This window comes from Vibrio sp. SCSIO 43086, assembly GCF_051132235.1.
Classification (GTDB): domain Bacteria; phylum Pseudomonadota; class Gammaproteobacteria; order Enterobacterales; family Vibrionaceae; genus Vibrio; species Vibrio diabolicus.
On the sequence record NZ_CP072678.1, the window covers coordinates 497,594 to 512,623 of the forward strand.

General features: G+C 48.8%; 13 protein-coding genes. 6 read left to right on the forward strand and 7 right to left on the reverse strand.

Annotated features, from left to right (window positions below):
* Window positions 1-17: 17 nt before the first annotated feature.
* From J8Z23_RS18410 to J8Z23_RS18440, 7 genes are all read right to left on the reverse strand, one after another.
* The gene (locus J8Z23_RS18410; protein ID WP_085344422.1) at window positions 18-776 is read right to left on the reverse strand and encodes an SDR family oxidoreductase; all 759 of its coding nucleotides are present in this window, start codon (window positions 774-776) and stop codon (window positions 18-20) included.
* Window positions 777-785: 9 nt separating this feature from the next.
* A complete protein-coding gene (gene mmsB, locus J8Z23_RS18415; protein ID WP_330942908.1) occupies window positions 786-1,682 on the reverse strand; it encodes a 3-hydroxyisobutyrate dehydrogenase in 897 nt (298 codons plus the stop codon).
* An 18-nt stretch (window positions 1,683-1,700) separates the two neighbouring features.
* Window positions 1,701-2,831, reverse strand: coding sequence for an enoyl-CoA hydratase/isomerase family protein (locus J8Z23_RS18420; protein ID WP_434635701.1), 1,131 nt, complete (start codon window positions 2,829-2,831; stop codon window positions 1,701-1,703).
* 10 nt (window positions 2,832-2,841) lie between these two features.
* Entirely contained in the window at window positions 2,842-3,618 is a 777-nt protein-coding gene (locus tag J8Z23_RS18425; protein WP_434635703.1) for an enoyl-CoA hydratase, read from the reverse strand.
* 49 nt (window positions 3,619-3,667) lie between these two features.
* Complete coding sequence (locus J8Z23_RS18430; RefSeq protein ID WP_226420528.1) at window positions 3,668-4,822, reverse strand: acyl-CoA dehydrogenase family protein; 1,155 nt, start codon at window positions 4,820-4,822, stop codon at window positions 3,668-3,670.
* 90 nt (window positions 4,823-4,912) lie between these two features.
* Window positions 4,913-6,406, reverse strand: coding sequence for a CoA-acylating methylmalonate-semialdehyde dehydrogenase (locus J8Z23_RS18435; RefSeq protein ID WP_025442641.1), 1,494 nt, complete (start codon window positions 6,404-6,406; stop codon window positions 4,913-4,915).
* 70 nt (window positions 6,407-6,476) lie between these two features.
* Complete coding sequence (locus tag J8Z23_RS18440; protein WP_434635705.1) at window positions 6,477-7,655, reverse strand: thiolase family protein; 1,179 nt, start codon at window positions 7,653-7,655, stop codon at window positions 6,477-6,479.
* Between the two features lie 209 nt (window positions 7,656-7,864).
* Between J8Z23_RS18440 and J8Z23_RS18445 the strand changes: the two genes are divergently transcribed.
* The 6 genes from J8Z23_RS18445 to J8Z23_RS18470 all read left to right on the forward strand — a co-directional run bounded on the left by J8Z23_RS18445 (window position 7,865) and on the right by J8Z23_RS18470 (window position 15,000).
* The gene (locus J8Z23_RS18445) at window positions 7,865-8,251 is read left to right on the forward strand and encodes a MerR family transcriptional regulator (RefSeq protein ID WP_005373242.1); all 387 of its coding nucleotides are present in this window, start codon (window positions 7,865-7,867) and stop codon (window positions 8,249-8,251) included.
* Window positions 8,252-8,296: 45 nt separating this feature from the next.
* A complete protein-coding gene (locus tag J8Z23_RS18450; protein ID WP_006741040.1) occupies window positions 8,297-9,466 on the forward strand; it encodes an isovaleryl-CoA dehydrogenase in 1,170 nt (389 codons plus the stop codon).
* A 114-nt stretch (window positions 9,467-9,580) separates the two neighbouring features.
* Window positions 9,581-11,188, forward strand: coding sequence for a carboxyl transferase domain-containing protein (locus J8Z23_RS18455; protein WP_434635710.1), 1,608 nt, complete (start codon window positions 9,581-9,583; stop codon window positions 11,186-11,188).
* A gap of 105 nt (window positions 11,189-11,293) precedes the next feature.
* Window positions 11,294-12,076 carry an enoyl-CoA hydratase/isomerase family protein gene (locus J8Z23_RS18460; RefSeq protein ID WP_069531844.1) on the forward strand — a complete coding sequence of 261 codons (783 nt, stop codon included), beginning with the start codon at window positions 11,294-11,296 and terminating at the stop codon, window positions 12,074-12,076.
* Window positions 12,069-14,117 carry an acetyl/propionyl/methylcrotonyl-CoA carboxylase subunit alpha gene (locus tag J8Z23_RS18465; RefSeq protein ID WP_434635712.1) on the forward strand — a complete coding sequence of 683 codons (2,049 nt, stop codon included), beginning with the start codon at window positions 12,069-12,071 and terminating at the stop codon, window positions 14,115-14,117. The genes J8Z23_RS18460 and J8Z23_RS18465 overlap by 8 nt, the downstream gene beginning before the upstream one ends.
* On the forward strand, window positions 14,098-15,000 hold the full coding sequence (locus tag J8Z23_RS18470; RefSeq protein ID WP_256952607.1) for a hydroxymethylglutaryl-CoA lyase: 903 nt from the start codon (window positions 14,098-14,100) through the stop codon (window positions 14,998-15,000). The genes J8Z23_RS18465 and J8Z23_RS18470 overlap by 20 nt, the downstream gene beginning before the upstream one ends.
* The last annotated feature ends 30 nt before the right edge of the window (window positions 15,001-15,030 follow it).

Below are 15,030 nucleotides of genomic sequence, written 5' to 3' on the forward strand. Positions count from 1 at the left end.
TTTAATATGAGGAGGGGCTACATTCGCATTCCGCCATCGACTTCGAATACTCTTCCAGTCACGAACTCATTGGTTAACACGTATTTGATGGTCGAAGAAATTTCATCAGCAAGACCTAAGCGTCCGACAGGAATCATTTTAACTAAACGCTCCATCGCTTCAGGTTTTATTTGGTCCGTCATGGCAGTCTTGATGACACCCGGAGCAATCGCTACTGAGCGAATTCCGAAACGCCCTAACTCTTTCGCCCACACCGTCGCCATGGTGGCTACCGCCGCTTTGGATGCAGAATAGTTAGTTTGACCAATATTCCCCGCACGCGCGACGCTCGATATGTTGATCAACACGCCTTTACTGTCGGTGTTCAGCATTACCTTGCTTGCTTCGCGGCCACAAAGAAAAGTGCCTGTCACATTCACATCCATAACAGACCGAAATTGTTCCAGCGACATCGCGTTAACCTGACCATCTTTAACTTTGATGAACATGCCATCGCGCATAATGCCTGCGTTATTGATCACGCCATTGAGCTGTTTGAAATCCGCTTCAATTTGCTCAAAAGCAGCGCACACTTCTTGTTCTTCCGTCACGTTCGCTACATAAAAACGAGTGGTGACGCCGAAAGATTCACACTCCGCTTTCGTTTCAGCCAGTTGATCTGAATTGAGGTCGATAAGCGCAAGGTGAACACCGCTTTCCGCTAGCGACAGCGCCATTTGTTTACCAAGCCCCTGCCCGGCCCCCGTGATCGCAATAACCTTATTTGCTAGATCCATAAGCACTCCTTAGGCCTGATTTTGCTTTTGGTAGAACTCAAACAAGCTTGAAAAATCTTTTTGTCCGTTGCCCTGACCGTTGTGAAAATTAAACAGGTTGCGAGCTAAGCTGCCCATTGGTGTTGATGTTTGACTGGCAACCGCCGCTTCCATCGCAAGACCGAGATCTTTCGCCATTAACTGACTCATAAAGCCGCCCTGATAACCATTGCTTGCAGGCGTGTTTTCCATCACACCTGGGCACGGGTTGTAAAGCTCTAGCGCCCAGTTACGGCCTGAACTTTGCAGCATGATGTCAGACAGCACTTTGGGATCGAGTCCGTTTTCCATGCCTAAATTGAGTGCTTCACAAGTGCCGCTCATCAAAATGCCCAACATCATGTTATTGCAGATCTTCGCCACCTGACCGGCTCCGGCGTCTCCCGCATGGAAGATGTTTTTGCCCATGTGGTTAAGCACCACCTTGGCTTGAACAAAGTTCTCTTGTGAGCCGCCAACAATGAAAGTCAACGTACCTGCCGCTGCGCCCGCAACGCCACCAGATACCGGTGCATCAACAAAGCTGATGCCAAGCTGCAGCGCCTTTTCGCCAACCAAACGAGCGGTCGCTGGATCGATGGTCGAAGAGTCGATTAGCAGCGTCCCAGAATCTACGCTATCTAATATCCCGTCTTTACCAAGATAAACACTTTGAACGTGTTGGCTAGCAGGTAGCATGGTGACCACCACGCTCGCACCTTGAACGGCTTGTTTTACCGAATCTGCACTCGACGCACCAAGTGCGGTAAGTTCTGCCACAGCGTTTGGATTCAAATCAAACACTTCGACGTTCAAGCCCGCTGTGAGTAGGTTCTTAGCCATAGGCGCGCCCATGTTGCCAAGGCCAATAAATGCAATTTTATCCATGTCGTATTTCTTCCTTGTCTAAAGTGCCACAGTGGCAACCGAGGATGCGGTCAGTGGGTATTCTGCTGAATCAATTGGCGCGAAGAAGCGTTCCAAAACTTGTGGCGTTACGTCAGAAACCGTGCGATGTTGCCAAGTCGGTTGATTGGTTTTATCGATAATCAGCGCACGAACCCCTTCTCTAAAATCACCTTCTAAGCCGCAACGTAACGTCAGATTAAATTCCATATCAAAACACGCTTTCAAAGAGAGGTTTTGATACTGCGTTTGCTGCTGATAGGTGATATTGAGCGACAACGGACTGCCATAATTCAATGCTTTTTGCGCATTGATGAACCACTTATCATCAACGTCGGCACTGCTGATTGTGCGAACAATCGAATCTAAATCACCCGAACAAAGCTGCTCAATCAATCCCGCATATGGCATCAACATCCCTTCGCTTGGCTCGTCCACTTGTACCGAACGTAGCGTAGTGGCGATTTTTTCGTTGATGTTCGCTTCACCTTTCCAACTTACCGATGCGAGCAGATCCAACAGTGCTTGTTTGCTTTCTGGCTTTGCAATCCATTGGCTTAACCCCAACGCTTTCATGTCTGTCGCGTTGATTTGGCAAGCCGTCAAACTCAGGAAAAGTGCCAAGTGTTTTGGCAGCTGATTTAGGAAGTACGTCGCGCCTACGTCTGGGTAGAGGCCAATTTTGATTTCTGGCATCGCAAAGCGTGTGGTCGTTTCTGCAACGCGATGGCTAGCACCCATAAATAAGCCCACACCGCCGCCCATCAGATAACCATGCCCCCACGCGATGATCGGTTTTGGATAAGTGTGAATAAGATGATCACAGCGATATTCGAGGTCAAAGAAGGTTTCCATCGCTGAAAACGCAGAATCAAAGTCTTGCTCTTTGTTTTCAAGTGCACGGTAAATCGCTTGAATGTCACCACCAGCACAAAACGCTTTTTCACCCTTGGCGTGCAAAAAGATCGCGACGATGCTGTCGTCCGTTTGCCATTCATTAAGCTGTTTGTACAACTGCTCAATCATCACGTAGCTCAGCGCGTTAAGGGCGGCTGGATTATCAAGCTCCAACACTCCAATGACAGAGCCATCAGCGCACTCAAGTTTTGAAACATTTACTGTACCTGTCATTTGGCCTCCGCTAGCTGTTTGTCCATTGTGGCTTACGCTTTTGCAAGAAGGCGTTTACACCCTCAGTCTGATCTTGTGTATTGAACAACTGCAAGAACAGTTCACGCTCCGAGACCAATCCGGCCGTGTGAGTTTGGCTGCGTCGGCCTTGAATGAGCGTTTTGCACGCAGACACAGATTTCGGTGATTGACCTGCGACACGCTGTGCAATTGCCAACGCCGCATCTAGCGCCTGACCTTTCTTGACTACTTCTTCGACTAAACCGATTTTTTCCGCTCGCTCGGCCGTCACTCGTTCGCCACATAGAATCATACGCTTCGCCCAACCTTCACCTACCAACGCGGTCAGGTTTTGCGTTCCGCCCGCGCAAGGCAACAAGCCGACCGATGCTTCCGGAAGTGCCATTTGTACTTGTTCTTCTGCGATACGAATGTCACACGCCATCGCCACTTCCAGACCGCCACCCATCGCATAGCCATTAATCGCTGCGATAGAAACCCCATCGAATGCAGACAGGGCTTCAAACGCTTCACCAAATGCGAACGCCATATCTGCTGCTTGTGATTTATCACCCGATGCAAAGTTGTTGAGATCCGCTCCAGCAGAAAAGAATTTCTCGCCTTCGCCCGTCAGTACCAACGCATAAATAGAGCGATCATTACTCAGTTCTATCGCCAGCTCTTTAAGTTGATTGAGAGATTCAAGCGTCCAAGTGTTTGCTGGCGGATTACTAATCGTCAGCTTAGCAATGTGTGCCTCGCGCTCTATTTTGATTTGTGCAGTCATATTCTTTCAGTCCTTTTTAATTTCTTTAGGTAAGGCTGCGTCTCTCTGACTAAAGCAGCTCAACGCCTTCCGTTAGTAATCGTCTTGCGACGATCAGACGCATGATTTCGTTGGTGCCTTCAAGAATTTGGTGAACACGAACGTCTCGGAAATGGCGCTCGACTGGATATTCTTTGATGTAGCCATAGCCACCGTGAATTTGAAGCGCCTGATCGCAGACTTTAAAGCCAACATCAGTAGCAAAGCGTTTTGCCATGGCACAGTACGCGCTTTTTTCTGTATGTTGCGCATCGAGTTTAGCGGCAGCAAGTCGCACCATTTGACGTGCAGCAACCAGCTCAGTCGCCATATCGGCCAACTTGAATTGCAGGGCTTGGAATTGCGCCAGTGAACGTCCGAACTGTTTGCGTTCAGTCATGTATTGTTTGGCTTCATTCAGCGCTTGTTGCGCAGTGCCAACTGAACAAGTAGCGATGTTGATTCGGCCGCCATCCAGACCAAGCATGGCGAACTTAAAGCCTTCGCCCTCTTCACCCAACAGATAGTCAGCCGGAATGCGGACATTTTCGAAGGTGATCATGCGCGTTGGTTGGCAGTTCCAACCCATTTTGGCTTCTTTCTTACCGTAGCTAATGCCTTCGCAATCAGCAGGAACGACGAACGCAGAAACGCCTCCCGCTCCTTCGCCGCACGAACGCGCCATCACGACGAGAACATCTGTATCACCCGCGCCAGAGATAAACACTTTTGCGCCATTCAGGACAAACTCATCGCCGTCACGCACTGCACTGGTCGTCAGTGAAGCGGCATCAGATCCGGCATTAGGTTCGGTTAAACAGTAGGAAGCGAGCTTTTCACCCGAAATTAAATCCGCGCTAAATTGCTGCGCCACTTCCGCTTTGGCAAAGCTGGTGATCATCCACGTCGCCATGTTGTGAATGGTCATAAACGCAGTAGTCGCGGTACAACCCATAGCCAACTGCTCGAAAATTATCGCCGCATCCAAACGAGACAATCCCAAACCACCATGCTCTGGCGGCGTATAGATGCTCAGAAAACCCAGCTCACCCGCCTGACGCAGTACATCTTTCGGGAAATGATGGTTTTCATCCCACTCGGCCGCGTGCGGCGCTAACATTTGGTCTGCAAACTGCTTTGCTACTTCGGCAAACGCGAGTTGATCTTCGTTTAATTCAAAATCCATCTTGAAGTCCTAAGGTCTAATTCGTTGCACTTGAAGCCAAGCCATCTAAAGGTTTGAAAGGCTTGGCTAGAGGTATCGCTACTTCTGTGACTAGCTCAATTGAATGGTCATGTTTGGACCGCTTGGAATGTCATCTTCAAACCAACGCGCAGTGACAGTTTTCGTCTCGGTGTAGAAGCGAACCGCTTGTTTACCGTAAGCATGCAGGTCGCCGTAGAAGCTGCCTTTCCACCCCGTAAATGAGAAGAACGGCAATGGCACCGGAATCGGCACGTTGATGCCTACGTTACCTACTTCGATATTGTGTTGATACTTTCTCGCGGCAGCGCCGTTCGCCGTGAAAATAGACGTACCATTACCAAAGCGGTTTGCATTGATCAGTTCAATCGCTTCATCTAGGTCATCCACTTCCATAGTTAACAGTACAGGCCCGAAAATTTCTTCCTGATAAATCGACATGTCTGTGGTCACGTTGGTAAACAGTGTTGGCCCCACCCAGTTACCGTTCGGGAAGCCAGGTACTTGGCAATCTGTCCCATCCAGAACACAGTTCGCGCCAGACGCTTTACCTTCATTAATCAGATTCACCACGCGCTGCTTCGCTTGCGGGCTAATCAGTGGGCCATAACCGGCGGTTTCATCGTCCCACGCCCCTGGCTGAACTTGAGCTAACGCCTCTTTAAGCTCTGGAATCCACTCTTTGGTTTCGCCGACAAATACTGCCACCGAAATCGCCATACAGCGTTGGCCTGCGGCACCGACTGACGCGCCAACTAGGTTATTGATGACTTGCTGCTTGTTTGCATCTGGCATGATGACCATGTGGTTCTTCGCACCCGCAAAAGACTGCACGCGCTTTAGGTTGTCCGTACCCGTTTTGTAGATGTACTCACCAACTGGCACTGAGCCAACAAAAGAGATCGCACGAACGACTGGATCAGTCAGAATGCGGTCGACTTGCTCTTTGGTGCCGTGAACAATTTGCAAAACACCTTTCGGGGCGCCTGCTTGTTCAAATAGCTCTGCCAATTTCATTGCAGTCAGCGGAACTTGTTCCGAAGGTTTTAGAATAAAGGTGTTGCCACAAGCGATCGCCATTGGGAACATCCACAATGGAATCATCGCAGGAAAGTTAAACGGTGTGATGCCAGCACAAACACCGAGCGGTTGAATGTAAGAGTAACCATCAATATTGGTTGCGACGTTTTCCACCGTTTCACCCATCATTGAGCTACAAATGTTCGCCGCTTGTTCTACGACTTCAATCCCACGCCAAACGTCACCCTTTGCATCCGCAAGAGTTTTGCCTGTCTCACTTGAAAGCAGTATCGCCAACTCATCGTGTTGCTCTTTTAGCAAGTGTTGGTAGCGCAGCATCAATCTTGCACGCTCCGGCGCAGCGACTTCTTTCCAACGCTTGAACGTTTCCGTTGCGCTAGCAATCGCCGCATTCATTTCTGATTCCGTGGCACAAGGCACTTGCGCAATCACTTCGTTGGTTGCCGGGTTAGTTACATCTAGCCATTGTTTTGAGTCGGAGATGGCAAATTCACCACCGATATACTGCTTTACTTGTTCTGTCATGATGACATCCTTGTATTTTTCAGCTTGTTACTGACTACTGTTATGTAAGTGAAACTTTGTTGAGAATGAATTAGCAGATTTCAATCGCGATGGCGGTAGCCTCGCCGCCACCAATACAAAGCGATGCAACGCCACGTTTACCGCCTGTTTGTTTAAGAGCGTGAATCAAAGTCACGAGGATTCGGTTACCACTCGCACCAATTGGATGCCCCAACGCACAAGCGCCGCCGCGAGGGTTCACTTTGCTCTCGTCCAATTCGAGTGCTTTCACCGCGTATTGAGTGACAACGGCAAAGGCTTCATTGATTTCCCAAAGGTCCACGTCTGATTTGTCCCAGCCCGTTTTTTCCAGCAGCGTTTCAATCGCAAATACGGGTGCGATGGTGAACTCATCAGGCTGTCTTGCATGCGTGCTGTACGCGACAATTTTGGCTAGAGGTTGAACGTTTTCCTGACGGCCAAATTCACTATCAACCAATACCATTGCCGATGCACCATCAGAAATAGAACTTGAGTTGGCTGCCGTTACGCCGCCATCTTTGGCAAACGCAGGTCGTAAGGTGGGAATTTTAGTGACGTCGAGTTTGCTCGGTTGCTCATCGTCTACCACCAAGGTTTCGTCGCGTCGACTTTTTACGTTAACAGGCACGATCTCTTCTTTGAACAAACCTTGCTCAATCGCTTGCTGCGCGCGAGTCAACGACTGCTGCGCCCAGATATCCATACTTTCACGGCTGAACTGATACTTTTGCGCGGTTTGTTCGGCAAAGACACCCATCAATTCGCCTTGGTAGGCATCCTGCAAACCGTCATAAAACATATGATCAAGCACTTGCTCATGGCCTAAGCGGAAACCATCACGCGCTTTCTTAAGTAGATAAGGAGAAGAGGACATGTTTTCCATACCGCCAGCGATAACCGCGTGCGCGTTACCAGATTGAATAAGATCATGTGCCAGCATGACGGTTTTCATACCCGAACCACAGACTTTATTCAGTGTCGTACAACCGATCGATTGTGGCATTTCTGCTTTAAGACTTGCTTGTCTTGCTGGCGCTTGCCCCACGCCGGCGGGTAAAACGCATCCCATCAACACTTCGTCTATTTTTTGCACATCGAGTTGGCTTTCGGCTAGTGCCCCTTGGATGGCTTTCGCACCGAGTTCTGTGACATCTGTTGAAGCTAATGCACCTTGAAAAGAGCCGATAGGCGTTCGCTTGGCGGCAACAATCCATGTTTCATTTTTCATTCCATTAACCTTTTGTTGACGTTTACGTCATAACTATACTAACATTTACGTTAACGTCAAGTTTGAGGTTATTGTTTGTTCGAGTGATTATTTTATTTCGAGTAAATGCGAGTGATATCAAGGCTCAAGAGTGGATGTTGTTTATTTACTTTAACGTTAACGAATTGTATATTCGTATGAATGTTATACGAAAGTCGTAAGGTTAAGGAATGAACACATTTAAGATCAGCGAGCTCGCGAAAGAGTTCGACATTACTACCCGAAGTATTCGCTTCTACGAAGATTTAGGTCTCCTAACTCCGGAACGTAAAGGCAACACACGAATCTACAATGGTCGCGATCGAATTCGACTAAAACTGATTTTGCGAGGTAAGCGATTGGGCTTTTCTCTTGCAGATATCAAAGAGTTATTTGAACTCTACGATACCGATCAAAGTACTGAGCAGTTGAACTATATGATTCGGTTGATCGAAGAGAAGAAGGCAGCATTGCAACAGCAAGCAAACGACATTCAAGCGGTAATGATGGAGTTAAATGCTGCGCAGTTGCGATGCCAAAACACACTGAGATCCATGAAAGGCGAAAAAGTCACCTAACACCTCAACTCTGGGATGTAGGTGACGTAAAGGCAAGGACACGCAATGAAATCTACCTACTCTTCCCTGAACTTTGTTTATGACGAAAATACCGATTTGCTTCGCGAGCAAATCAATAGTTTTGCTGCAAGAGAAATTGCGCCGCTAGCGCAATCTATCGACCAATCTAACGACTTTCCAAACCATCTTTGGTCCAAACTGGGTGACATGGGTCTTTTAGGTGTGACCACCAGCGAAGAGTTTGGTGGTGCAGGCATGGGCTATCTCGCCCACGTTATCGCTATGGAAGAAATCAGCCGAGCATCCGCTTCGGTTGCGTTAAGTTACGGCGCTCACTCCAACCTTTGCGTCAACCAAATCCACCGTAACGGCACACAAGCGCAAAAAGAGAAATACCTACCCAAGCTCATCTCCGGTGAACATATCGGCGCCCTTGCAATGAGTGAACCCGGCGCCGGCTCTGATGTGGTCTCAATGCAGCTTAAAGCCGAACGTAAAGGCGATATTTTCCTACTAAACGGCAACAAAATGTGGATCACCAACGGCCCTGATGCACACACCTATGTTGTCTACGCAAAAACCGACCCAAGCCAACATTCCAAAGGCATCACGGCATTTATTGTAGAACGCGGCTTTCCTGGATTCACTCAAGCACAAAAACTCGACAAGTTGGGTATGCGCGGCTCGAATACGTGTGAGCTGGTCTTCCAAAACTGCGAAGTCCCTGCGGAAAATATTCTCGGTGAAGAAAACCAAGGCGTGAAAGTATTGATGAGCGGCCTCGACTACGAACGCGTGGTACTTGCCGGAGGCCCACTTGGCATCATGCAGGCGTGTATGGATATCGTTGTGCCTTACATTCACGACCGTAAACAGTTCGGTAAATCCATCGGTGAATTCCAGCTAGTTCAAGCAAAAATTGCGGATATGTACACACAAATGAATGCCGCTAAAGCGTATGTTTACGCCGTCGCTGCCGCTTGTGATCGCGGTGAAACCACCCGTAAAGATTCTGCTGGCGCGATCCTCTACAGCGCAGAGCTGGCAACCAAGATGGCACTGGATGCGATTCAACTACTTGGCGGTAACGGCTACATCAACGAGTTTGATACTGGTCGTTTGTTGCGTGATGCCAAGCTGTATGAAATTGGTGCGGGCACTTCAGAAATTCGCCGCATGCTTATTGGTCGCGAATTGTTTAACGAAAGCGCCTAATCATCATACCTAGGCGCTCTGACTCTAAATAACTTCCTTATTCAACCTAAATCTTATTCAACATAGATAAAGACGGGTGGTGTCACCCGTCTACCGGATGGAGATCGGCTATTTATGGCTTGTTTGACGACCAATATTAATACCCATTCAGAGCAGTATCAGGAAAACTACCGCTCTATGGCGTCGCTTGTAGATCAACTCTATACCGTGACTGCGCAAATCGAAGATGGCGGCGGTGAGAAAGCACGCGAGCATCAGCAGAAGAAAGGCAAACTTCCGGTACGTGAGCGCATTCTTGCCCTACTCGACCCCGGTTCATCTTTTTTAGAAATCGGTCAGTTTGCTGGCTGGGATGTGTATCCAGATTACGTTCCATGCGCTGGCGTGGTTGCTGGCGTGGGTGTAATAGACGGCACCGAGTGTATGATCGTTGCCAACGACGTGACGGTAAAAGGCGGTAGTTACTACCCGCTCACGGTTAAAAAGCACTTACGCGCACAGGAAATCGCAGAGAAGTGTCAGTTGCCGTGTGTTTACTTAGTCGACTCTGGCGGTGCTAACCTACCCCGTCAAGATGAAGTCTTCCCTGATAAAGACCATTTTGGTCGTATTTTCTACAACCAAGCCCGTATGTCGGCCAAAGGCATTCCACAAATTGCGGTGGTCATGGGGCTATGTACCGCTGGCGGCGCTTATGTTCCTGCGATGTGCGACGTATCCATCATAGTCAAAGAACAAGGCACGATTTTTTTGGCAGGTCCACCTCTGGTAAAAGCAGCGACAGGTGAAGAAGTCAGCGCGGAAGATCTTGGTGGCGCAGACGTTCATTGTCGCACCTCTGGTGTGGCGGACTATTACGCAGAAAATGATCACCACGCGTTAGAGTTGGCAAGACAAGCCGTTTCTCAAATTAACCACTTGAAACCCGTTCAACTCAAGCAAAAAGCACCACAGGAACCACGTTTTCCTGCCCAAGAGCTGTACGGCATCGTCGGTACCGACCTTAAAAAGCCGTTTGATGTTAAAGAGGTCATTGCCCGAATTGTTGATGATTCCCAGTTCGATGAATTTAAAGCCTTGTTCGGCGAAACCTTGGTCTGTGGCTTTGCTCATATTCACGGAATGCCGATTGGCATTGTCGCTAACAACGGCATTCTATTCTCGGAATCGGCGCAGAAAGGTGCGCATTTTATTGAGCTGTGCGCACAGCGTAAAATTCCTCTGCTTTTCTTGCAGAACATCACTGGCTTTATGGTCGGTCAGAAGTACGAAGCCGAAGGCATCGCTAAACATGGTGCGAAAATGGTAACTGCTGTTGCGTGTGCAGACGTGCCAAAGTTTACCGTGGTTATTGGTGGTTCGTATGGTGCAGGTAACTACGGTATGTGTGGCCGCGCCTATGATCCAATCATGATGTGGATGTGGCCGAACGCGCGCATCTCCGTCATGGGCGGCGAACAAGCGGCTGGCGTAATGGCGCAAGTGACCCGCGATATCAAAACGCGCAAAGGTGAAAGCTGGAGCACTGAAGAAGAGGAAGCGTTCAAACGTCCAATTGCGGAGCAATATCAAGTCCAAAGCCATGCGTATTACGCAAGTGCCCGTTTGTGGGACGACGGCATTATTGATCCCGCTAAAACTCGCGATGTTGTCGGCATTGCTCTGTCTGCTGCGCTTAATGCGCCAATACCAGACAGTAAATTTGGCATCTTCCGCATGTAGCCGGATGCAAGGCAAACCTTAACTCCTCGCGAATACCGATGTTTATACAAGTAACGGTTAGCGAGCATTGGAATAGAGACTGAAATGTCAGACAAAGGAAGTCACATGACCGGACTACTGCTTGAAAAAGACAGCAATGGCGTTGCCTGGTTGAGCCTGAATCGGCCAGAAAAACACAACGCGTTTAATGATGAATTGATTGCTTCACTGATTGAAACGCTGGAACAACTTGAGAGAGACGACTCTCTACGTGCATTGGTACTAACGGCGCAAGGGAAACACTTTTCTGCGGGTGCGGATCTTGGCTGGATGCAGTCAATGGCCACCAAAACCGAGAGTGAAAACCTGCAAGATGCACAGCAACTAGCAAAACTTTTGCATACGCTGGATACCTTTAGCAAACCGACTATTGCTATGGTGCATGGCGCTGCATTTGGCGGCGCACTTGGGCTTATCTGCTGCTGCGATATCGCTATTGGTACACCTGAAAGCCGCTTCTGTTTGAGTGAAGTAAAGCTCGGTTTATTACCCGCTACCATCGGACCTTACGTAATCCGAGCGATTGGACAACGACAAAGCCGACGCTACTTTTTAACCGCCGAACTGATTGATGCCGAGACTGCGCTTTCGATGAACATTCTTCATCAGATCAACTCTCAGCCAAGAGAAGCCGTCAACCGTATCATTGGTCACCTGCTTAACAACGGTCCACAAGCCATGCAGGCAGCAAAAGCACTTTGTTTACGTTGTGATAACCAACCTATCGATCACTCATTAATTGAATACACTAGCCAAGCCATAGCAACCGCCCGCGTGTCCAGCGAAGGACAAGAAGGACTAGCTGCATTTTTTGAAAAGCGCGCCGCCAATTGGAGGAATCATGTTTAAAAGAATACTGATCGCAAACCGCGGTGAAATTGCTTGCCGAATCATTAAAACCGCAAAAAGCATGGCCATCGAGACAGTTGCCGTCTATTCCGAAGCGGATCGCAGCAGCTTACATGTTAAACAAGCAGATTTCGCTGAATTTATCGGCCCTGCTCCGGCGAGTGAGTCTTATCTTGATATCGATGCGATTATCGGTGCTGCGAAAAAATGGCAAGCTGATGCTATCCACCCTGGGTATGGTTTTCTCTCCGAGAACCCAAAACTAGCCAAAGCGTGCAGCGAAAATGGCATTGTATTTATTGGCCCACCTACCAGCGCAATTGAGGCAATGGGTTCGAAGTCGCAAGCCAAGGCCATTATGTCAGAGGCGAACGTGCCTTTGGTTCCGGGTTATCACGGTACAGACAACAGCGTTGAGCACTTATTAGCGGAAGCGGAAAAAATCGGTTACCCAGTGATGCTTAAAGCAACACAAGGTGGCGGCGGTAAAGGCATGCGAGTGGTCAATAGCGCAGCCGAAATGCCCTTGGCCATCGACGGTGCGCAGCGTGAAGCGCTTTCAAGCTTTGGCGATAAGCAGCTTCTAATCGAAAAATGCATATTGCAGCCTCGCCACGTTGAAGTTCAGGTATTTGCTGACCAACATGGCAACTGTGTTTACCTGTCTGACCGCGACTGTTCCATTCAGCGTCGTCACCAAAAAGTAGTCGAAGAAGCGCCTGCTCCCGGTCTTAGTGATGAACTGCGTAAACAAATGGGTAAAGCCGCGGTTCAGGCCGCTCAAGCGATCGACTATGTTGGCGCTGGCACGGTTGAGTTTTTGCTCGATAGCCGCGGTGAGTTCTACTTCATGGAGATGAATACCCGTCTGCAAGTTGAACACCCTGTCACCGAGTTGATCACTGGCGTTGATTTGGTTGAATGGCAATTCAAAATCGCAGCTGGTGAGTGTTTACCGATCTCGCAATCCGAAATCACTCATAACGGCCATTCAATCGAGCTGCGAATTTACGCCGAAGACGCAGACAACGACTTTATGCCGTCAACTGGCCGCATTGATTACTTGCATGAGCCCACTTCAGACAGCAATGTCCGCTTAGCGTGCGTGCGCGTTGATAGTGGTGTTACCCAAGGCGATACCATCAGCGAATACTACGATCCGATGATCAGCAAACTGATCGTCTGGGGGCAAACTCGTGATATCGCCCTAAAGCAGCTTAAACAGGCGTTAACTCAATATCACGTGCGTGGAGTCACGACAAACATTGGTTACCTGCACAGCATTATTTCACAGCCAGCCTTTGCCAATATCGAACTTGATACCGACTTCTTGGTTAAACACCAGCAAGGCATCAGCGCGCAACAAAATGTGTCGGATTCTATCTGGCTAACGTTGGCAGCGGTTGCTCGCTGGAATGCTCTCACTGCTAAATCAGGCAGCTCAACGTTACCCGCGCCAACCAAACAGGGTTTTAGACTGTCGGTTGCCAACGTTTATCGATTTAACTTCACGGATGCCAATGCCAACCATCAGGTACGTTTGCAACAATCATCGCAAGATACAGGAGCTCACTTCACTGTCCGATGCGGTGAGGAGTTGCATCAGGTCACTCTGCTTGAAAGTGGCAACCTGTTTATCGTCGATATTGATAATGTGCGTTACACCTTTAATGCACTTAGCGACGAACAAAAGACAACGCTGTTTTATCTTGGTCAGCAGCGCACTTTCGCTCATCAACCTAACTTTGACTCTGCAAAAGATGTAGACGATGAACTTAGTCCAACCGCACCACTGAACGGTGTGATCTCGGCGGTCATGGTAAATAAGGGAGACAAAGTAGCGGCGGGCGATCCGCTGTTAGTGCTCGAAGCGATGAAGATGGAATACACCATTACCGCTCCGGTAGCAGCAACCGTTGATGAAGTGTTTTATCAGCACGGAGACCAAGTACAACACGGTTCCATCCTGCTGCATTTGGCTTCTACGCCAGAAAGTGGTTGTGCCGATAAGGAGCGTGAGTATGCTACCAGCGAAGGTTAATATCGTCGAAGTCGGTGCTCGCGATGGCTTACAAAATGAAACGGCAGTGACGCTGGTCGATAAAATCCGTTTTATCAATCAGCTAAGCAACAGTGGTTTAAAACATATTGAAGCGGGTTCTTTCGTCTCACCTAAATGGGTGCCACAAATGGCCGACTCTGCTCAGGTGTTTGCGGGTATCACACAGCAACCAGATGTTGTTTACAGCGCGCTTACTCCCAACCTAGCAGGGTTAGAACGTGCGCTGGAAAGTGGTGTAAAGCAAATTGCAGTCTTTGGCTCCGCTTCTGAAGCGTTTAGCCAAAAGAACATTAACTGCAGTATCGCTGAAAGTCTCTCTCGATTTGAGCCAGTTATCGAGCTTGCAAAGCAGCACAACATTCCTGTGCGCGGGTACTTGTCTTGTACCATGGTGTGTCCATACGAGGGAGAAATAAAACCAGAGCAAACTACCAAGGTCGCAAATGCGCTTTTTGATATGGGATGCTATGAAATATCTCTGGGCGATACTGCCGGTAAAGCAACGCCTAATCGCGTTATCGCCATGCTGGATTCTCTGTTAACGCAACTGCCAAAAGACGCGCTCGCGGTACATTTTCATGACACCTATGGACAAGCTTTGGCCAATATTTACCAAGCCTTGTTAATGGGCATCAACACCATTGATAGTGCGGTTGCTGGTTTGGGCGGCTGCCCTTACGCCAAAGGTGCCAGTGGCAATGTTGCAACGGAAGATGTGCTTTATCTTTGTGAGCAACTTGGGATTGAAACGGGGATTGATCTCAACATCATCAATGAAGCGGGTTGGCAAATTTGCCATGCATTAGGTAAACGTCCGTCTTCCAAAGTAGCACTCGCTTTGGGTGACCCAAACAGCTTGTAAATTGCTCAACCCGCGATAAACAACTACAAA